General features: G+C 63.2%; 18 protein-coding genes. 5 read left to right on the forward strand and 13 right to left on the reverse strand.

Annotated features, from left to right (window positions below):
* Positions 1-137 precede the first annotated feature (137 nt).
* Both cmoA and cmoB read left to right on the forward strand, forming a co-directional pair.
* A complete protein-coding gene (gene cmoA, locus WIN67_RS24440; RefSeq protein ID WP_339070141.1) occupies positions 138-881 on the forward strand; it encodes a carboxy-S-adenosyl-L-methionine synthase CmoA in 744 nt (247 codons plus the stop codon).
* On the forward strand, positions 878-1,834 hold the full coding sequence (cmoB, locus tag WIN67_RS24445) for a tRNA 5-methoxyuridine(34)/uridine 5-oxyacetic acid(34) synthase CmoB (RefSeq protein WP_102880790.1): 957 nt from the start codon (positions 878-880) through the stop codon (positions 1,832-1,834). The genes cmoA and cmoB overlap by 4 nt, the downstream gene beginning before the upstream one ends.
* Positions 1,835-1,978: 144 nt before the next feature.
* Here the strand turns inward: cmoB and tadA are convergent, their stop codons facing one another.
* The 7 genes from tadA to treP all read right to left on the reverse strand — a co-directional run bounded on the left by tadA (position 1,979) and on the right by treP (position 11,416).
* On the reverse strand, positions 1,979-2,467 hold the full coding sequence (gene tadA / locus WIN67_RS24450; RefSeq protein ID WP_110597123.1) for a tRNA adenosine(34) deaminase TadA: 489 nt from the start codon (positions 2,465-2,467) through the stop codon (positions 1,979-1,981).
* Positions 2,467-3,843 (reverse strand): multicopper oxidase family protein, encoded by a 1,377-nt coding sequence (locus WIN67_RS24455; RefSeq protein WP_102880792.1) that lies wholly within the window; start codon positions 3,841-3,843, stop codon positions 2,467-2,469. The genes tadA and WIN67_RS24455 overlap by 1 nt, the downstream gene beginning before the upstream one ends.
* Positions 3,844-4,041: 198 nt before the next feature.
* Positions 4,042-4,332, reverse strand: a complete 291-nt coding sequence (locus WIN67_RS24460) for a PTS transporter subunit EIIB (RefSeq protein ID WP_102880793.1) — start codon at positions 4,330-4,332, stop codon at positions 4,042-4,044.
* A 2-nt stretch (positions 4,333-4,334) separates the two neighbouring features.
* Positions 4,335-6,872 carry a phosphoenolpyruvate--protein phosphotransferase gene (gene ptsP / locus WIN67_RS24465; RefSeq protein ID WP_339070142.1) on the reverse strand — a complete coding sequence of 846 codons (2,538 nt, stop codon included), beginning with the start codon at positions 6,870-6,872 and terminating at the stop codon, positions 4,335-4,337.
* A 60-nt stretch (positions 6,873-6,932) separates the two neighbouring features.
* Entirely contained in the window at positions 6,933-8,156 is a 1,224-nt protein-coding gene (locus WIN67_RS24470) for a maltoporin (RefSeq protein WP_213665895.1), read from the reverse strand.
* A gap of 110 nt (positions 8,157-8,266) precedes the next feature.
* A complete protein-coding gene (treC, locus tag WIN67_RS24475) occupies positions 8,267-9,913 on the reverse strand; it encodes an alpha,alpha-phosphotrehalase (protein WP_306396530.1) in 1,647 nt (548 codons plus the stop codon).
* A 60-nt stretch (positions 9,914-9,973) separates the two neighbouring features.
* Positions 9,974-11,416: a PTS system trehalose-specific EIIBC component gene (gene treP, locus WIN67_RS24480; protein WP_102880797.1), complete on the reverse strand. Its 1,443-nt coding sequence runs from the start codon at positions 11,414-11,416 to the stop codon at positions 9,974-9,976.
* Positions 11,417-11,645: 229 nt separating this feature from the next.
* Here treP and treR point away from each other — a divergent pair, with 229 nt between their 5' ends.
* Complete coding sequence (gene treR / locus WIN67_RS24485; RefSeq protein ID WP_110597127.1) at positions 11,646-12,350, forward strand: trehalose operon repressor; 705 nt, start codon at positions 11,646-11,648, stop codon at positions 12,348-12,350.
* 11 nt (positions 12,351-12,361) lie between these two features.
* Here treR and WIN67_RS24490 read toward each other — a convergent pair whose 3' ends face one another.
* From WIN67_RS24490 to WIN67_RS24515, 6 genes are all read right to left on the reverse strand, one after another.
* Positions 12,362-12,883, reverse strand: coding sequence for a helix-turn-helix transcriptional regulator (locus WIN67_RS24490; protein WP_016968315.1), 522 nt, complete (start codon positions 12,881-12,883; stop codon positions 12,362-12,364).
* Between the two features lie 5 nt (positions 12,884-12,888).
* Positions 12,889-13,167, reverse strand: coding sequence for a hypothetical protein (locus tag WIN67_RS24495; protein WP_102880799.1), 279 nt, complete (start codon positions 13,165-13,167; stop codon positions 12,889-12,891).
* A gap of 324 nt (positions 13,168-13,491) precedes the next feature.
* Positions 13,492-15,069: a glutamine-hydrolyzing GMP synthase gene (gene guaA / locus WIN67_RS24500; RefSeq protein WP_102860414.1), complete on the reverse strand. Its 1,578-nt coding sequence runs from the start codon at positions 15,067-15,069 to the stop codon at positions 13,492-13,494.
* Positions 15,070-15,173: 104 nt separating this feature from the next.
* Complete coding sequence (gene guaB, locus WIN67_RS24505; RefSeq protein WP_016968318.1) at positions 15,174-16,643, reverse strand: IMP dehydrogenase; 1,470 nt, start codon at positions 16,641-16,643, stop codon at positions 15,174-15,176.
* A 116-nt stretch (positions 16,644-16,759) separates the two neighbouring features.
* Entirely contained in the window at positions 16,760-17,308 is a 549-nt protein-coding gene (locus WIN67_RS24510) for a sugar ABC transporter ATPase (protein WP_102880800.1), read from the reverse strand.
* A gap of 131 nt (positions 17,309-17,439) precedes the next feature.
* On the reverse strand, positions 17,440-18,210 hold the full coding sequence (locus WIN67_RS24515) for a sulfite exporter TauE/SafE family protein (protein WP_339070143.1): 771 nt from the start codon (positions 18,208-18,210) through the stop codon (positions 17,440-17,442).
* A 103-nt stretch (positions 18,211-18,313) separates the two neighbouring features.
* Here WIN67_RS24515 and WIN67_RS24520 point away from each other — a divergent pair, with 103 nt between their 5' ends.
* Both WIN67_RS24520 and xseA read left to right on the forward strand, forming a co-directional pair.
* A complete protein-coding gene (locus WIN67_RS24520; protein WP_339070144.1) occupies positions 18,314-19,261 on the forward strand; it encodes a LysR family transcriptional regulator in 948 nt (315 codons plus the stop codon).
* Positions 19,258-20,637 (forward strand): exodeoxyribonuclease VII large subunit, encoded by a 1,380-nt coding sequence (xseA, locus tag WIN67_RS24525; RefSeq protein WP_102860409.1) that lies wholly within the window; start codon positions 19,258-19,260, stop codon positions 20,635-20,637. Before WIN67_RS24520 ends, xseA begins: the two co-directional genes overlap by 4 nt.
* Position 20,638 lies beyond the last annotated feature (1 nt).

Below are 20,638 nucleotides of genomic sequence, written 5' to 3' on the forward strand. Positions count from 1 at the left end.
TGTAGGAGCCGGCTTGCCGGCGAACAGCATCACACCTTGCGTCGCCCTTGCGCTCCTGAAGGCCCTGCGGGCCTTATCGCAGCCTGCGGCAGCGGCTACAATGCCGCCCTCTTTTTATCTCCATCGCTGGAAATGCCGTGAGCAAAGAACCCGACCGCCTATTCGCCCAGCCCCTGGCCCAGGTGCCCGACTTCGCCTTTAACGAGGATGTGGTGCGGGTGTTCCCGGACATGATCAAGCGCTCGGTGCCGGGTTACCCGACCATTGTCGAGAACCTCGGGGTGCTGGCCGCGCAGTTCGCTCAGCCCAACAGCGTGCTCTACGACCTGGGCTCATCCCTGGGCGCGGTGACCCAGGCCCTGCGCCGCCATGTGCGCAGCGACGGTTGCCGGGTGATCGCCGTGGACAATTCGGCGGCCATGGTCGAGCGTTGCCGGGAATACCTCAACGGCCAGGATTCGATGTTCCAGGAGTTGCTGCCGGTGCAGGTGATCGAAGGCGATATCCTGGCCCTGGAGTTCCAGCCGGCCTCGGTGGTGGCTTTGAACTTCACCCTGCAGTTCATCGCCCCGGTGCAACGCCTGGCCCTGCTCGGACGCATCCGCCAGTCGTTGCTGCCCGGCGGCGCGCTGATCCTCTCGGAGAAGCTGCGCTTCAACGACACCGAGGAACACGCCCTGCTCACCGACCTGCACATCGCCTTCAAACGCGCCAACGGCTACAGCGAACTGGAAATTGCCCAGAAGCGCAGCGCCATCGAAAACGTCATGAAGCCCGACAGCCTCGAAGAACACCGCGAACGCCTGCTGGCCGCCGGGTTCTCGAAAGTCGTGCCGTGGTTCCAGTGTCTTAATTTTGCCTCGTTGATTGCCCTGCCATGATTGATCTGTCTCCCCTCGCTCGCCGTCTGGCGGGCACGCCCCTGGCCGAATGGGCCAACGGCCTGCAAGCCCAGCTCGATGCCAAGATGGAAAAGGGCCATGGCGACCTGGAGCGCTGGCAGAGCGCCCTTGACGCATTGCCGAAGATCCAACCTAGCGAAGTCGACCTGATCAACGGCCTGCGCCTGGACACCGACTGCGACGACGCCACCCGGGCGCAGATGCGTACCGCACTGATGGGCCTGTCACCGTGGCGCAAGGGCCCGTTCGACCTGTTCGGCGTGCACGTGGATACCGAATGGCGTTCGGACTGGAAATGGTCGCGGGTCGCACCGCACCTGAACCTTGAAGGCAAACGCATCCTCGATGTCGGCTGCGGCAATGGCTACTACATGTGGCGCATGCTCGGCGCCGGCGCCCATAGCGTGATTGGCGTGGACCCCAACTGGCTGTTCTTCTGCCAGTTCCAGGCGGTGCAGCGCTACTTGTCGGAGCCGTCGGTGTGGCACCTGCCATTCCCCTTCGAAGACCTGCCGGCCAACCTGGAAGGTTTCGACACCGTATTTTCCATGGGGGTGTTCTACCACCGGCGTTCGCCCATCGAGCATCTGCTGGCGCTCAAGGACTGCCTGGTCAAGGGTGGCGAACTGGTGCTGGAAACCCTGGTGGTGGAAGGCGATCAGCATCAGGTGCTGGTGCCGGAAGACCGCTACGCGCAGATGCGCAATGTGTGGTTCCTGCCCTCGGTGCCGGCCCTGGAGCTATGGCTGCGGCGCGCCGGGTTCAGCGACGTGCGCTGCGTGGATGTGAGCGTGACCAGCATCGAGGAGCAGCGCGGCACCGAGTGGATGAAGTACCAGTCCCTCAGCGATTTCCTCGACCCCAATGACCACAGCAAGACCATCGAAGGCCTGCCGGCACCGATGCGCGCGGTGATTGTCGCCAGAAAATAGGCACCGCCCTCCTCCTGTAGGAGCTGGCCGGGCGGCGTTCCGCTTGCCAGCGAACGCGCCCGCCAAAGCGGCGCAAGGCTCAAGGGCCTGTTCGCCGGCAAGCCGGCTCCTACGGTTTTGTGCAGGCCGCGGGCCGGTTTGCGATCAGCGCGCTCGACGCGCCTTGAAGAACTCGCTCAGCACCGTGCCGCACTCTTCGGCCAACACCCCGCCCTCGTACAGCACTCGATGATTGAGAAAGCCCTGGGTGAAGAACTGACCCTGGCTCTGCACGATGCCCGCCTTGGGTTCCAACGCGCCGTACACCACGCGGGCAATGCGCGAATGGACGATCAACCCGGCGCACATGCTGCAAGGCTCCAGGGTCACGTACAGGGTGCTGCCGGGCAGCCGGTAATTGCTCACCGCCTGGGCCGCCGCGCGGATCGCCACCATCTCGGCGTGGGCGCTGGGGTCGCTGCCGCTGATGGGGCAGTTGTAACCGCGGCCGATAATCTCACCATCCAATACCAGCACCGCGCCCACCGGCACTTCCCCCAGGGCTGCGCCTTGGGCGGCCAGGGCCAGGGCTTCGCGCATGAAGTCCTGGTCGCGGCTGCGGTCGATGATCGGCGCCGGGCGTATCTGACGCATCACGCCACCTCGATGGCGGCCATCAGACCGGTTTCCATGTGGTCGATCACGTGGCAGTGGAACATCCAGACCCCAGGGTTATCCGCCACCAGCGCCACGCGGGCACGCTCGTTCTTGCCCAGCAGGTAGGTGTCGGTGAAGTAGGGAGTGATCTTCTTGCGGTTCGAGGCGATGACCTTGAAGCTCATGCCGTGCAAGTGGATCGGGTGTTGGTACTGAGTCATGTTCTTCAATTCGAAAATGTAGCTCTTGCCCTTTTTCAACGTGGCAATCGGGCGGTCGGCGCAGGTCTTGTCGGTAATGTCCCAGGCCTGGCCGTTGATCTGCCACAGGCTCGGCGGCTGGCCATTGTCCACGTTCACCGAGACCGAGCCAACCCACTCGAAATTGAAGTTGAGCTTCTCGGCGTTGTCGAGATCCGGCTCGGCCACCGGGTTGGCCGGCAGGGCTGGCGGCCACTGGGTCGGCGCATCGTTGTTGGCCACCGAACGCAAGGTGCCCAGGCGCACCGGACCGTTGCGCAGGGACAGCTCCTGCCCCGCCGCCGGCGCCTTGATCGCCAGGCAGATGCGCATGCCCGGCCCCAGCCAGTATTCCTTGCCCAAAGGACGCGGCTCGATGGGGTTGCCATCCAGTGCATAGATCTGCGCTTCGACATCGGGGATGTTGATGCGGTAGGTCAGGGTGTTGTCCAGGTTGAGTAGACGCACCCGAGTAATCTGCCCGGCCGGCAGGTCGATCACCGCCTGGGACACGCCGTTGATGGTGGACAGGCGCCCGGCCGTGCCGCCCCGCGCCGCTTCCCGGGGGATGCTGAAGGAGACGAACGCGCCCTCTTCGTCCACGTGCCAGCTTTTCAGGCTCAGGGTGCGCTCATACTGGAAACCGGTGGGTTCGCGCTCTTCGACGATCAGCGGGCCCACCAGGCCGCGGCCCAGTTCTTCGCTGCTGTTCACATGGGGGTGATACCAGTAGCTACCGGCATCCGGTACGCGGAATTTGTAGTCGAAGTATTCGCCGGGCAGCACCGGCAGTTGCGAGACATAAGGCACACCGTCCATTTCCAGGGGCAGGCGGATGCCGTGCCAGTGGATGGTGGTGGCCACGGGCAGGTGGTTGATGAAGCGCACCCGCAGCCACTCGCCCTGGCGTACCCGCAGTTCGGTGCCCGGTGCCGATGGCCCGAAAGCCCAGGCTTCAGTCTTGTGCCCTGGCACCAGTTCCACATCCAGCGGCGCCGCGATCAGCTCGTAGTCGTGGCCCGCTTCAGCGTCGGCCATTTTCCCCAGCCAGTAGCGTGAGGCGCCACCCGCTCCCACGCCCACCACTACCAGACCGGCCAGACCACCGAGTATTTGTCGACGGGTAAAGGACATGGACTCAACTACCTCACGTATCCGCGGCGGGCCCAGGCCCGCAAAAGGCGAATACGATACACCCGCAGTTGAGAAACAGTAAGGCCGGCGCGGCGACCGGACGCAGGCGGGACGGGGAAACGATGGGTGTTTTCGAGGGTGCGCTCGCTGGCAAGCCCGTTGCTCTTGCAGGAGCCGGCTTGCCAGCGAACAAGCCCCTCAGCCCTGCAATCCCAACAGCAGATGCACCACACCACCGGCCAGGGGCATCACTGCCGGCACCCCCGCCACGCGCAGGGCGCTGCTGTCCAGCAACTGCGGATCGTGCAGTTCCAGGCGCAGGCGGGTCAGGGCCAATGGTTGCTGGCTCTTGATGTTGGCGCTGCCACCCAGCGCCGCCAGCATCGCGTCATTCAGAACACTGCCCTTGGCCTGGGGGGCCTTCGGCTGATCAGGGATCAGGTCTGGAGTCAGGGCCTTCCAGAACGCCCGTTGCAATTTCTCGAACATCTTCAGTTCTCCAGAACCAGTGAGTCGGCGGCGACTTGCTGCCGTTGCAGGCATTCACGTACCTGAACCGCGTCTTCCAGATCGATGATCCGCGCTGCCAAGGCCTGGCACTCGCTCAGATCCAACTCCCGCACCCGGGCCTTGATGGCGGGAATCAGCGGCACGCTCACCGACAGCTCGTCTACTCCCAGGCCCAGCAACAGCGGCACCGCCAGGGTCTCGGAAGCCAGTGCACCGCAGACGCCGACCCACTTGCCGTGGGCATGGGCGGCCTGCACCGTGCGCGCGATCAGGCGCAGCACTGACGGATGGAAGCTGTCGGCCTGGCTGGCCAGGCGCGGATGATCACGGTCCATGGCCAGGGTGTACTGGGTCAGGTCGTTGGTGCCGATGGAGAAGAAATCCACCTCTGGAGCAAAGCGGTCTGCCATCAGGGCCGCCGAAGGCACCTCGATCATGATGCCCAACTTGGGCCGCTCCGCCAGGCCCAGGGCCTGAACCTCGTCATCGAGCAATTGGCGCGCCTGACGCAGCTCCGCCAGTTGGCTGACCATCGGCAACATGATGTGCAGGCGGGCCTGCCCGGCGCTGGCGAGAATCGCCCGGAACTGCTCCCGCAGCAGTTCGGGACGCTCCAGGCACAGGCGGATACCCCGCAGGCCGAGAAAGGGGTTGGCTTCGCTGTCCATGGGCACATAGGCCAGAGGCTTGTCGCCGCCCACGTCCAGGGTCCGCACCACCAGATTGCGCGTCGGCCCCAGGGCCTGGGCAATGGCCAGATAGGTTTCGGCCTGCTCCTCGGCGCTCGGGGCGTGGCTGCGGTCCTGGTAGAGGAACTCCGAACGCAACAGGCCGACGCCTTCGCCGCCCAGGCTCATTGCCTGCTCGGCCTCCGCCAGAGAGGCAATGTTGGCCGTGACCTCCAGATGATGACCATCGCGGGTCACCGCCGGTTGCGCCGCCTGGGCCAGGTCCTGACGCTGGCGCAGGCGTTGCTGCTGACGCAGGGCCTCCAGTTGCTGCAGACGCTGAGGGTCCGGGTCCGTATGCAATTCGCCGCGATCGGCATCCAGCAGAACCCGGGTGCCGTTGGCCAGGGACAGGACCCGGGACGACAGGCCACAGATCGCCGGCAGGCCCAGGGCCCGGGCGAGGATCGCAACGTGGCTGGTGGCGCCGCCGCCAACGGTGGCAAATCCCAGCACCTTGGCCGTGTCCAGGCTGGCGGTCTGCGAGGGGGTCAGTTGCTCGGCAATCAGAATGGCCTGATCCGGCAAGCTCAGGGCATGCTCTTGCACCCCGAGCATCCGCTTGAGCACCCGTTGGCCGACGTCCGCCAGATCCACCGCGCGCTCAGCCAACAGCGTACTGCCCAGGCCCTTGAACAGCTCGGCGGTGGCCTCGATGGCACGGTTCCAGGCAAAGGCAGCGCTCTTGCCGGTGACGATCAGGGCCTCGGCCTGCTGCAACAGACTCGGATCGTCTAGGAGCTCCTGGTGGGCCCGAAAGATTTCCTGCTGCGCGCCACCCCGGGCATTGTCCCGCAGCTGCTGCAGGTCCCGGACCGCCTCCCCCAAAGCGCGCTCAAGCACTTCGCGCTCCTGCTGCGGGTTCGCCGCCCACTCCTTTATCTGCAGGCGCTGTTCAGCCACCTGCAGCACCTGGCCGACCGCCGAACCCGGTGACGCACAGACTCCCCGCAGAACCGTCTCCAACGACTCATCCCGCGCCGCTAGCGGCGCAAGACTCGGCGCCGCAGCACTGACTTTCTCGCCACAACCCGAGGCCAACAGTTCCACCAGAACCTGGATCGCCTGCTCGGCATCCGCACCTGCGGCACTGACCTGCAAGACATCGCCTTGCACCGTCTGCAAGGCCATGATCGACACCAGGGACTTGGCATTGGCCGAGTCCTGGCGCCGGTGCAGACAGATATTCGCGGCAAAGCCCTTGGCGGCCTGGGCCAGCAAAGCCGCCGGGCGCGCATGCAGGCCCTGGGGGTTGCCGAGGATCAGCGGTTTGGAAAACAGCGCCTCAGCTTCAGCGTCCTCGGCCTTGGCACCTTCCTCTGCGGAGGCGGGCTCGATCTGTAACACCGGCTGTCCCAGCTCCACCAGCAGGCTGTCGGACACCAGCCCCGTCACCGCTTCGCCACTGACCACCAGCATCAGGGTCAACAGGCTGCGGGCATGCAGGGCCAGGTAGTCAGCGTCGAACTCGATCAGCGGCTGGCCAGCCGAGACCTGCTGACCTTCCTCGATCAGGCAGGTGAAGCCCTTGCCCGCCAGGCTCACCGTGTCCAGCCCGATGTGCATCAGCACCTGCTGGCCCTGCTCGCCGGTAATGCTCAGCGCATGGCCGCTGCGCTGCAGGTTGCTGACCACCCCGGACAGCGGCGCGCAGAGGATCTGGGAAGTCGGGTCGATGCACAGCCCGTCACCGATCACCCGGCTGGAAAACACCGGGTCCGGGACCTGGTCCAGGGGCAGCAGCACCCCGGACAGGGGCGCGAGCAATTGCAAGGGTTGGGTTATGGCCATGACGTCACCTGCTAATGATTCCTTGAAGTGCCGATGGAGCGCGAGCCCCGACAGCATCGCTTATTTCCACCAGTACTCGACCTGCAAACCGACGTTCGCACCGTGCCGGGCGCTGCCGAACACACCGCTGTCGGACAGCGCGGAACCGGCCGCCAGCTCATTGGCCGCGCGTTTGGCGGCCTCGTTCCAGCTGGCATAGGTGTAGTACAGGCGCACCTCCGGCCGGGCCCAGAAGTCCGGTCCCTTGGGTGACCAGGTGGGCGCGAAGGTAAATTTACTGAGCTTGCGGGTGCCCCCGGGCGCTTCCACCTGATCGTGGCCAAACTCGGTCACCAGCTTGAACTGCTCGGTGATGGCATAGGCCGGGCGCACGCCCAGGGAGATCCAGTTCTGGTCCTGGCCGTCGGGGCGGATGTCCTTCTGATAGACCGCCTCGACCTGGCCGCCGAAGCGCGGGGTGACCTGCCAGTCGAAGAATTCCACCAGGCGATAGCTCTTGTTGCCGTCATCCAGGTAGGGATTGCCGGTGTAGCCCAGGCCGGTACCGGGGCCCTCACCGTATTGCAGGGCCAGTTTGTTCTTGCCGCCGAAAAAATCTTTCTGCACATGCTGGGTGGTGATCGCCCAGCCATTGTGGGCACCACGGCGATCGGGCTTTTCCAGGTAGCTCAGGCCCAACTCCAGCTCGCCGCCGGGGTTGGTCTGGAAACCGGCAACGTTGAAGTCGTGACGGCTCACGGCCTGCTTCTGGTAGAGGTTGTCCTTGCGGGAAAAGGCGTAGCTGTACTTCAGATCGCCGATGCGCACGTCCTCGACCCCGCCGCCGGTGGCGCTCTGGTTCCAGTAGTAGAAGTCGGAAATATGGATGTCGTTACGCTTGTAGTAACGGCGCCCGGCCCACAGCGAGCCGCCATTGAGGCTGGGCAGGTTCGACCACTGGGCGTACATCTGCGGCATGCGCGCCGAGCCGTTCTCGCCCTGGAAGCTCAGGTTGCGGTCGTAGCGGTTGTAGAGCGACGCCATGCCGTCGACGCTGAGCACCGAGCCATCTTCCAGGGTGTACAGGTCCTGGCGCAGCTCAAGCTCGGCGTACTGCTCACACTCGTTGCCCAGGCGGTACTTGGACTGCGCGCCGGGCAACTGGAAGCAGGACTGCGAGCCGCTGTTCACCGAGGTCCCCAGGCCGCTGCGTAGGTACCCGGCAAACTCCAGGGCCTGGGCCGGCAAGGGCAAGGCCAGACACAGGCAGGACGCCGCCAGAGCGCGATTTATTGTTGTTTTCATAAGCCACCGCATTATTTTTATTGTGTTGTTTGGATTCATCGGAACCGGCTTGGCGGCGCATGCGCCGGGCCAGAAAGATCGCCTGGCCCGGTTCGCCGGCAAGCCGGCTCCTACAGGGTCAGGTGCAGGACGAAGGACTCGTAAGGCCGCAGGTGCAAGTGCTGGCTGCGCGGCTCGTGGTCCGGGTAGTTGCTGATCAGCAGGCGCTGTTGCATGCCGGTGCTGATCACCGCTTCCGGCAACTCGACCTCACACGGCGAGCCGTAGAAGTTGTTCACCACCAGCAGGCGCTCGCCGTCGCCCTCGCGTACATAGGCCCAGATCTGCCGATGTTCGGGCAGCAACTGGCGATAGAGGCCGTGCTGGATCAGCGCCTCATGGCGGCGCAAAGCGATCAGCCGGCGATAGTGATGCAGCACCGAATCCTGGTCATCGAGCTGGGCCTCGACATTGATCTGGCTGGCGTTGGCCGGTATCCCGATCCAGGGCTCGGCGCTGCTGAAACCGGCATTGATCCCGGCATTCCACTGCATCGGCGTGCGCCCGTTGTCCCGGGACTTCTGCTGGATCGCCGCCATGATGGCCTGCGGTTCTTCACCGGCCTCGCGCTTGAGGCGGTGGATGTTCAGGGTCTCGACATCGCGGTACTGCTCGATCCGCTCGAAGTGCGGATTGGTCATGCCCAGCTCTTCGCCCTGATAGACGAAAGGCGTGCCTTGGAGCAGGTGCAGCGCGGTGGCCAGCATCTTCGCCGACACCACCCGGTGCTCACCGTCGTCGCCAAAGCGCGAGACCACCCGCGGCTGGTCGTGGTTACACCAGAACAGCGCATTCCAGCCGCCACCGGCCTGCATGCCGGTTTGCCAGTCGGAGAGGATGCGCTTGAGTTCGAGGAAGTCGAAATCGGCCCGCAGCCACTTCTGCTGGTTGGGGTAGTCCACCTTCAGGTGATGGAAGTTGAAGGTCATCGACAGCTCCTTCGACTCCGGATGGGAATAGCGAATGCAGTGTTCCAGGCGGGTGGAGGACATCTCGCCCACATTCACCAGATCGTGCCCGGCGAACACTTCCCGATGCATTTCCTGCAGGTACTGGTGCACGTTGGGACCGTCGGTATAGAAGCGGCGGCCGTCGCTCTGATCCTCGGGGAAATCCGCTGGTTTGGAGATCAGGTTGATCACATCGAGACGGAAGCCACCGACGCCCTTGTCGCGCCAGAAGCGCATCATCTTGAACACTTCGGCACGCACCTGGGGGTTGTCCCAGTTGAGGTCGGCCTGGGTGTGATCGAACAGGTGCAGGTAGTACTGCCCGGTCTGGGCCTCGTATTCCCAGGCGGAGCCACCGAACTTGGATTCCCAGTTATTGGGCTCATCGCGCCAGATGTAGAAATCCCGGTAGGGGTTGTCCAGGCTGCTGCGGGCCTGCTGGAACCAGGCGTGCTCGATGGAAGTGTGGTTGACCACGATATCCAGCATCAGCTTGATCCCGCGCTTGCCGGCTTCGGCGATCAGCAACTCGCAGTCGGCCATGCTGCCGTAGCTGGGATCGATGGCGTAGTAGTCGCTGATGTCATAGCCGTTGTCCCGTTGCGGCGAGCGCAGGAACGGGGTCAGCCACAGGCAATCGACCCCCAGCCAGTGCAGGTAGTCGAGCTTGTCCACCACACCCAGCAGGTCACCGGTGGCCTGGCCTTGGTGGCTGTGAAAACTTTTCGGGTAGATCTGGTAGATCACCGAACGCTGCCAGTCTTGCATGGGGGAATCCTTTGGAAAGTGCGAGGGCATTCGCCGGCGAGCCGGCGCCGACAAGGCCGGTCAGGCCACTCGGTAGCCGGGGCGGATGATCTTCAGGCTCAGGCCGCAGGTCAGGACGAAGGGCACCACCAGGGCGATGACCATGCCAATCACGAACGTCGGGATGTACTGGGGAATGATCGAGATGAACCCCGGTAACCCACCGACACCAATGGCCGAAGCCTGGACCTTGTTCAGCGAGAGAAAGATGCTGCCCAGGGCCGAGCCGATCAGCGCGGCGTAGAAGGGAAACTTGTAGCGCAGGTTGACGCCGAACATCGCCGGCTCGGTGATGCCGAAGTAGGCGGAAATCGCCGAGGTCGAGGCCATGCTGCGATCACGAGCGTTGCGGCTCATGGTGAACACCGCCAGGGCCGCGCTGCCCTGGGCCAGGTTGGACATGACGATCATCGGCCAGATAAAGGTGCCGCCCTGGGTGGCGATCAGTTGCAGGTCGACGGCCAGGAACATGTGGTGCATGCCAGTGATCACCAGCGGTGCGTAGAGCAGGCCGAAGATGGCGCCCCCGAGCACAGGAGCCAGGTCGAACAGGGTGACCACGCCTTCGGTGATGAGGATTCCCAGGTGCCGGGTCACCGGCCCGATGATCGCCAGGGCCAGTACGCCGGTGACCACGATGGTGGTGATGGGTACCACCAGCAGGGTGATGGCGTTGGGCACCCGGGCGCGCAGCCATTTTTCGATCACGCTCATCACATAGGCCGCCAGCAGGATCGGCAGGATCTGCCCCTGATAGCCGACCTTCTCGATCTGGAACAGACCGAAGATATCGAAGTACGGCAGGCTCTGGCCGTCCAACCCGGCCACCGCCTTGCCATAGTTCCAGGCATTGAGCAGGTCCGGGTGGACCAGCATCAGCCCCAGGACAATGCCGAGGATCTCGCTGCCGCCAAAGCGCTTGGCCGCCGACCAGCCCACCAGGGCCGGCAGGAATACAAAGGAAGTGTTGGCCATCAGGTTGATCAGGCTCCAGAGCCCATCCAGCCCCGGGTACGCCTCAAGCAGGGTCTTGCCCTCGATGAACATGCCCTTGGCGCCCAGCAGGTTGTTCACCCCCATCAGCAGGCCGGCGATGATCAGGGCCGGCAGGATGGGCATGAACACATCGGAGAACACCCGCACCAGACGCTGCATGGCGTTGGTCTTTTCCGCGCCCTTCTGCTTCACATCGGCAATGGTGGAAACCGCGAGGCCCGTCTGCTCACGCAGGGCGGCGTAGACCTTCTCTACCTCGCCAGGGCCGATCACCACCTGGAACAGGCCACCGGTGAAGAACGAGCCCTTGACCAGATCGATCTGGTTGAGGGTGGCGCTGTCGACCAGGCTCGGGTCCTTGAGGGCCAGGCGCAGGCGGGTCACGCAATGGGCCGCCTGTTCGAGGTTGTCGGCGCCACCGAGGCTGTGCAGCAACTCGCTGGCGATTGTTGAATAGTCGTGGCTCATGCTTGTTCTTCCACCTGAGATTTTTGTTATTGGCAGCACGCCGAGGGGCAAATTACTCGTCTGTACGAGTTAAATCAATAACTCGTACAGACGAGTTTGAAATTTTCTTCCGGCGTGGCCCTGCGCCATGCTTTTTCCAGCCGGGAAGCCTCACTAGGGCGCATGGACAAATGCCCCGTCCAGCCCTTAAGGTGCCTGCCTTGAGCACAGTCCGGCACAGAGCCATCCCATGAGCAAATACAACCAGATCTACAGCGATCTGCTTGCCAGCATCACCACCGAACGTCTTGAGCGTGGCGCCCGCCTGCCTTCGGAAAGCGAACTGATGGACAGCTACCAGGCCAGCCGCGGCACCGTGCGCAAGGCCATCGAACTGCTACAGGAACGGGGGTTCGCGCAGAAGATCCACGGCAAGGGCACCTTCGTGCTCTCGCCCAACCCTATTGAGTTCCAGCTGGGCGGCATCGTCAGCTTCCAGGAAACCTATCCACGCCTGGGGGATGACGTCAGCACCGAGGTGGTGGAGTTCAGCCAGTTCCCCCTGCAAGGCGCCCTGCGCAACCATCTGCAGGCGCAAGAAGGCAGCCTGATCACACGGATCAAGCGCGTGCGGCGAATCGACGGCAAGCGGGTGATTCTCGACATCAACCATTTTGTCGCCGAGCTGATTCCGGGGCTGGACCGAGAGATCGCCGAGCATTCGATCTACGCCTACATCGAACAGACCCTGCAACTGAACATCAGCTATGCCCAGCGCACCATCGAGGCCAGCCCGCGGAGCAAGGACGACCAGCAACTGCTCGACCTGGACGGCCAGAGCCATGTGATCGTGGTGAGCAACCAGACCTTTCTCCAGGACGGGCGGCAGTTCGAGTACACCGAATCTCGGCACACCCTGGACAAGTTCTACTTCTCCGACGTGGCCCGGCGCTAAGCCCTACCCCGTCAGCCCAACAGAGCCACCAGCTCACCGCTGAGGGGGCCGATGCGCTTCGACTCCTTGGCGGTGTTCACCTGCTGTGCCACCCGCGCCACCTCGATCACCGGGTGCTTGAGAGGGTAACCGCCCTTGCTGTCCAGCCAGCTCAGGACCTCCGCCAGATGCCACAGCGAGGTGCTGCCCTCATGGATCGCCAGGGGAAAACTGTCGGCGTGGCCGAGCATCAGCTTGCGCATGTTCTGCCGTGACACGCCGACGATCTCGGCGATCTCGCTGAGGCCGACAAAGTCCGGGCTGGCCTCCACCAGCCGCGCCTCGGGGATGATCCGCTTGATATCCCCCAGGGCACTGAGCAGCGCCGCTTCGGCACTCTCGGCCTCGCGACTGAACTCCAGGGCCAGGCGCCCGGCCAGACCAGTGCCGACCAGAACATCGGTGCAGCCCGCCGCACCGAGGCGCTCCACCAGTTGCAGCGGATCGCAGCCCTCCAGCGGCAGCAGATAGTTGAGGGTGAACAGGTATTCCATGGTGCTTACTCCTGACGGGCTGCCGGTGCCTTGGCCCCACGCAGCTGATTCACGGTGCAGTTGTCGATCACCCGGCATAGCGCCCGGGCGTGCTGGGTCGGGTTCTTCGGCGTACGCCAGACACTGGTGATGCAGAACTCGCCGCAGCGGCACACTTCGTTGTTGTACGGGCAGTAGATCCGCCCCCACGCATGGCCACCACCGACCTCGATTCGCCAGCCCTGCCATTCGGCGTAGCGCAGAGCCATTTCAATGTCCTTCTTGGGATGAGTTGCACGAGCCATCCATAGCCTCCAGTATCGTCAGTCATGCAGGGTTGTCAACTGACAACCTTATGCAATCCGATCAAACCCGCGCCACGAACAAGCCGCAGCAAAAACAGCGGGGGGAGACCCAAGGGTAGAGAGAAGCCCGGGGCAGAGCGCCGAACATGTCTTACGTGATATTGCCGGAAGGTGAAAAAGCAGCGTTTCTAAAGGTTCTGCAACACAAATGCCGATGTGTAACGGATTCAATCTCCGCAGAAACGACAATGGCGATCGATCCCCGAAGGTCCCGATCGCCATTGGTTAAAGCCAGTGGATCAAGCGCCGATCACTCGGCCCCGATCATTCCCACTCGATCGTTGCCGGCGGCTTGCTCGACACGTCGTAAGTGACGCGGGAGATGCCTTCGATTTCGTTGATGATCCGGCCGCTGACGGTTTCCAGCAGCTCGTAAGGCAGGTGCGCCCAACGGGCGGTCATGAAGTCGATGGTTTCCACCGCGCGCAGGGCCACGACCCAGGCGTAACGGCGGCCATCGCCGACCACGCCGACGGATTTCACCGGCTGGAACACGACGAATGCCTGGCTGACCTTGTGGTACCAGTCGGCCTTGCGCAGTTCTTCGATGAAGATGTGGTCAGCGCGACGCAGCAGGTCGGCGTATTCCTTCTTCACTTCACCCAGGATGCGCACACCCAGGCCCGGCCCCGGGAACGGGTGACGGTAGACCATGTCGTACGGCAGGCCCAGCTCCAGACCCAGACGGCGGACTTCGTCCTTGAACAGCTCGCGCAGCGGTTCAACCAGCTTGAGGTTCATTTCTTCCGGCAGGCCGCCCACGTTGTGGTGCGACTTGATCACGTGGGCCTTGCCGCTTTTCGCGCCAGCCGACTCGATCACGTCCGGGTAGATGGTGCCCTGGGCCAGGTACTTGATGTTTTCCAGCTTGCAGGATTCGGCATCGAACACGTCGATGAAGGTACGGCCGATGATCTTGCGCTTCTTCTCAGGGTCCGACTCGCCGGCCAGGTTGTTGAGGAACTGCTCCTCGGCGTTGGCGCGGATCACCTTGACGCCCATGTTCTCGGCGAACATGGCCATCACTTGCTCGCCTTCGTGCAGGCGCAGCAGGCCGTTGTCGACGAAAACGCAGGTCAGCTGGTCGCCGATGGCCTTGTGCAGCAGGGCCGCGACCACCGAGGAGTCGACACCGCCGGACAGGCCCAGCAGGACGTTGTCGGTGCCGACCTGGGCACGGATCTGGGCAATGGCGTCTTCGGCGATCTTCGACGGGGTCCACAGCGCTTCACAGCCGCAGATGTCGAGGATGAAGCGCGACAGGATGCGGCCGCCCTGCTTGGTGTGGGTCACTTCCGGGTGGAACTGCACGCCGTAGTAGCGCAGGTCGTCGTTGAACATGCCGGCAATCGGGCAGCTCGGGGTGCTGGCCAGGATGTGGAAATCCTTTGGCATCTTGGTGACCTTGTCACCGTGGCTCATCCACACGTCGAGACCGAACAGGCCGTCGGCGTCAACGTGGTCTTCGATGCCGTCCAGCAGGCGGCTCTTGCCCACCACATCAACCCGGGCATAACCGAATTCGCGCAGCTCGGAACCTTCGACCTTGCCGCCCATTTGCTCGGCCATGGTCTGCATGCCGTAGCAGATGCCGAAGACCGGAACACCCAGGTCGAACACCGCTTGTGGGCAGCGAGGGCTGTTGGCTTCGTGCACGGACTCGGGACCGCCGGCGAGGATGACGCCTTTGGGAGCGAATTCGCGGATCGCTTCGTCGTCCATGTCGAACGGATGCAGTTCGCAGTAGACCCCGATTTCACGCACGCGGCGGGCGATCAATTGGGTGTACTGGGAACCGAAGTCGAGGATCAGGATGCGGTGGGCGTGAATGTCGAGGGCCATGGTCAGTCTCGTCTAATTTCAGAAACGACACGGGGCTGAAAAACACAGCCCCGGTTACTAAATTCGTCAATCGCCTCCAGGCCTGGGCCTGGAGGCGATCACTATCAACCTACGCGATAGTTTGGCGCTTCCTTGGTGATCTGCACGTCGTGGACGTGGGATTCAGCCATGCCGGCGCCGGTGATGCGGACAAACTCCGGCTTGGTGCGCATTTCTTCGATGTTGGCGCTACCGGTGTAGCCCATGGAAGAACGCAGGCCGCCCATCAGCTGATGGATGATCGCGGTCAGGGAGCCCTTGTACGGCACGCGACCTTCGATCCCTTCCGGCACCAGCTTCTCGGCACCCGCGGAGGAGTCCTGGAAGTAACGGTCGGAAGAGCCCTGGGCCTGGGACATGGCGCCCAGGGAACCCATGCCACGGTAAGCCTTGTAGGAACGACCCTGGAACAGTTCGATCTCGCCCGGCGCCTCTTCGGTACCAGCGAACATCGAGCCCATCATCACGCAGGACGCACCGGCCACGATGGCCTTGGACAGGTCACCGGAGAAACGGATACCGCCGTCGGCGATCAGCGGAACGCCCGTGCCGACCAGTGCTGCTGCGACATTGGCAATTGCGCTGATTTGCGGCACGCCAACACCGGCAACGATACGGGTGGTGCAGATCGAGCCAGGGCCGATACCGACCTTGACCGCGTCGGCGCCGGCTTCGGCCAGGGCCTTGGCTGCAGCGCCAGTGGCGATGTTGCCGCCGATCACCTGCACTTGCGGGAAGTTCTCTTTGACCCAGCGAACGCGGTCGATCACGCCTTTGGAGTGACCGTGGGCGGTGTCGACCACCACCACGTCGACGCCGGCGTTGACCAGCGCTGCAACGCGATCGCCGGTGTCTTTACCAGTACCGACCGCAGCGCCTACACGCAGACGACCTTGATCGTCCTTACTGGCCAGTGGGTAAGCCTTGGCTTTTTCGATGTCGTTGACGGTCATCATGCCCTTGAGGGTGAAGGCGTCGTCGACTATCAGCACGCGCTCGATGCGATGCTTGTGCAGCAGCTCACGGACGGCGGTCTTGTCGGCGCCTTCCTTGACGGTGACCAGACGCTCTTTAGGCGTCATCACTTCGCGGACGCTGACGTCCAGACGGCTTTCGAAACGCACGTCGCGGGAAGTCACGATGCCCACCAGATCGCCGTTGTGCAGCACGGGCACACCGGAGATGTTGTGCATGTTGGTCAGTTCGAGCAGGTCACGCACGGTGGCGTCGGCTTCGATGGTGATGGGGTCTTTGACCACACCGGCTTCGAAACGCTTGACCTTGCGCACTTCGGCAGCTTGCTGCTCGATGGTCATGTTCTTGTGGATGATGCCGATGCCGCCTTCCTGAGCCATGGCGATTGCCAGACGGGCTTCAGTGACGGTGTCCATGGCGGCGGAAACCAGTGGAATATTCAGCTCGATGCCACGGGTCAAACGGGTCTTTAGACTGACTTCATTAGGCAGTACTTCGGAATAACCGGGCACTAAGAGGATGTCGTCGAAGGTGAGGGCTTCTTGGCTGATACGCAGCATCGCGGGGGCTCCCGGGCGGGAAAATGGAAGCGCGCCATTATACTCAGACACCTACCCGGGCTCAATGTAAAACTCTGTCTAATATCACTGGAGTGATAGATGGAGATATCAGCGCGCTACAACTCGACCTTGACCCAACTTATCGGTTGATCCAGCCACTCGGCGAACTCGTCGATAAAACTCTGTTTGAAACCCGCTTCGGCCCAGTTGTTGAAGATAAAGCCCAAGTTGGAAAAGCCGCATTCCTGAAGAAACAGAAAGCCGTTGATGTCATCTTCATGACCGCACTCGGGACAGGTGAAGTTATCGGTGCGCCCCGGCATCCAGTCTTCCAGGCTCTCGAACAGCGCTTCACCCACTTCCTGGCGGCATTCGGCACAGCCGGCTTCTTCGAGAAAGCCCTTGGCCGGGGTATAGATGCAGCGCTTGGTGATGATCTCCAGACCATTGATCGGCTCGCCGAAGGGCAGCGCCTGCGGCCGCAGCACCACCTCCCGTGCCCCCGGCGCAATCGCATGGCCCATGCGATTGCCGGTGCGCCCGCACGTGCTCAGGGTTTCCTCGACGATGTTCTTGCGCACCAGCCAACGCACAATGGCCCGAGCCCGGGGCTCGTGCACCGGCAGGGTGGAAATTTTCGGGACGAGGATGCTTTGCGAGTTCATGGATAAACCTGAAACGTGCGGGACAGTACGAACGCTTTCGCCGGCAAGCCGGCCCCCACCATCAATTGTAGGAGCCGGCTTGCCGGCGAACGAATTTAAAGGCCCGCAGCTTAATCCCTGAACCCCGCAGGTCAAGTGCTCAGAAAGCGCCCGATCAAGGCAACACCACTGGCCAGCACCAGCCAGGTCACCAGGCGCACAAAGGCCTCCCGGGACAACCTCATGGTCAAGCGCCGTCCCACCCATAGACCCAACGCCATCGCCGGCAAAAAGCACACCGCCAACAGCAACAGCGGCAACTCGGCATAGACCCCGGCCAAGGCAAACAGACTCAAGCGCACCACGGTACTGCAACTGATCAACGCACTTTGAGTGGCCCGTGCCGGGTCCTTGGGCAAACGACTGTTCAGGTAAATGGCATATAAAAAGCCGCCACTACCGAACAAGGCGCCAAACATTCCTCCCACTATTCCCATCGGCACCGACCAGCCGGCCGCCAACTGAGCCGGGCGTACCTTCACCCACAAGCTGTAGATGGCATAGGCACTGATAAACAGCCCCATTAATAGAAGCAGCAGATCGGACTTGAGATTGAGCAGAAAGATCACCCCCAAGGTGCATCCCAGCGCCATGCAGGGCAGCAGGCGCAACAGCTCCGGCTTGGCCACGTCCTTGCGCGATGGCAGCAGGTTGCCGAAGGCCGCGACAAAGTCGAGCAGCACCAACAGCGGCACGATTTTCGACAACGGCATGAACAGGATCAGGATCGGTCCCGCCACCAGCGCCGTGCCGAAACCGGCGATGCCAAACACGATGTACGCCAGCGCGATGCCCAGGCCGATCGCCAACCAACCACCCGGGCCGAAAGACCACTGGTTCAAACCTTCGATTACCACGCTCATCACTGCGACTTCCCCCAAGCGGATCAGCAATGACTTTAGCCAGCGGCGAGCCTTGCGACTAATATCATCAAAGCCTTCAACCCATCGCAAAAAGGCATGCCTTGTGATTTCAACCCGTCAACTGCGCTATTTCGTGGAAATCGCCGAATGCGGCAGCTTCAGCGCTGCGGCAGAACGCCTGTTTGTCGCCCAATCAGCCCTTAGCCGGCAGATCAAGGAACTGGAAAGCCAGCTGCAAACCCCACTTTTCCAACGCACTGCCCGCCAGCCTCGGCTGACCGCCGCCGGTGAAGCCTTCCTGCCCAAGGCACGCAACCTGCTGAGCGAACTGCACAAGGCCGCCGAGCTGGCCACCCAGGTCGGCCAGGGGCAACTGGGCACTCTGCGCCTCAGTCACTCAAGCACCGTGCCCATGAGCGGCCGTCTGCTTGGAGGCATCAGCGAGTATCTACAGGCGTGCCCCGGCGCTTCGATGGACATCGTCAAGCTGTCGTCCGAGGCGCAGTTGCAAGAACTCGCCGAAGGCCGGCTGGATGCTGGCCTGCTGCGCCTGCCGGTACTGCGCCAATGCGAGGGAGTGCAAATCGTGCCCTTGTTCAGCGAACCCCTGCTGCTGGCATTGCCGCCGCAGCATCCCCTGGCCCTTGATCCACCGGCCCACGGCGTGGAGCTTGCACAACTACGCAACGAAGCCTTTATCTCCATCCCCCATCCCCAGCGTGGGGGCTTGAGCTACCTGTCGGCACAGCTGTGCATGAGCCAGGGTTTCTTTCCCAAAGCGGCGCGAGTGATGTCACGCAAGACCACTCAATTGCAGTTGATCCAGGCCGGTTTCGGCGTTGCCCTGCTGCCCGAATCGATGCAGGACATCGCCCCGGCCAACGTGCGTTTCCTGCCTCTGGCCGATAGCGATTGCCAGAGCACCGTCGCCCTCGCCTATCGGCAAGCCCCCACACCGCTGGTGGCGCAGTTTGTCGAACAACTGCGCAATCATTGGCAATCGAATTGCGTTGTTCCATGGACTGACAGCCCCTTAAACTGCGCCCCATGATTAAAGATCCCTTTGCACGACTCGGCCTGGACCGCGAGGTCCTCACTGTCACCCAGCTCAACGGCCGCGCCCGGGTGCTGCTCGAGGACGTGTTCAGCAATATCTGGGTCGAAGGCGAGATCTCCAACCTCGCTCGCCCGGCTTCCGGCCATGTCTACTTCACCCTCAAGGACAGCGGCGCCCAGGTGCGTTGCGCGCTGTTCCGGCAGAACGCCGCGCGGGTCCGCCAGGCACTGAAGGACGGCCTGGCGGTCAAGGTCCGGGGCAAGGTTTCGCTGTTCGAGGGGCGCGGCGACTACCAACTGATTCTCGACACCGTGGAGCCCGCCGGTGATGGTGCCCTGCGCCTGGCCTTCGATGCACTCAAGGAAAAGCTCAGCGCCGAGGGGCTGTTCAGTGCCGAACGCAAAGTGCCGTTACCGGCCCATCCGCAACGCATCGGCATTATCAGCTCCCCCACTGGCGCGGTAATCCGCGACATCATCAGCGTGTTCCGCCGCCGTGCGCCCCAGGTGGCACTGACGCTGATCCCCACTGCCGTGCAAGGTCGCGAAGCCACGGCGCAGATCGTCCGGGCCCTGCAACTGGCCGATGCCCGAGGCTTCGATGCCTTGATCCTGGCTCGGGGCGGCGGCTCTCTGGAAGACCTCTGGTGCTTCAACGAAGAGGCGGTAGCCCGGGCGGTGGATGCCTGCGTGACGCCGATCGTCAGCGCCGTCGGCCATGAAACCGATGTCTCCATCAGCGATTTCGTCGCTGACGTACGGGCCCCCACCCCTTCCGCAGCCGCTGAACTGCTGGCACCCGACGCCAGTGACTTGCAACACCGCGTCGACAGCCTGCATCGCCGCCTGGTGATGCGCATCCGCGACCGGCTGATGCGCGACCGCTTGCGCCTCGACGGTCTGGCCCGCCGCCTGCGCCATCCCGGCGAACGCCTGCGCCAGCAGGCACAACGCCTGGATGACCTGGATATGCGCATGCGCAGGGCCTTCGAGCGCAACCTCAATACCCGTCGCGAGCGCCTGATCCGCCTGGAAACCCGCCTCGGCGCCCAGCATCCGGGACGACAACTGGCCCTATTGCGCCAGCGCCTGGACAGCCTCGCCGAACGCCTGCCCCGAGCCATGCGCGAAGGTCTGAAAGCCCGACGCCTGCAGTTGCACAGTCAGATGCAAACCCTGCATGTGGTCAGCCCCCTGGCCACCCTGGGACGCGGCTACAGCATTCTTCTGGACGACCGCGGCCATGCCATCCGCACTGCCGCTCAGACCCGCAATGGCCAGCGCCTCACCGCCCGCCTGGGCGAAGGTGAACTGCAGGTGCGAGTCGAAGACAACCACCTGACGCCTGTCACTCTTTCTCTACTGGACTGAT

This window comes from Pseudomonas idahonensis (assembly GCF_037903935.1).
GTDB lineage: Bacteria > Pseudomonadota > Gammaproteobacteria > Pseudomonadales > Pseudomonadaceae > Aquipseudomonas > Aquipseudomonas danubii.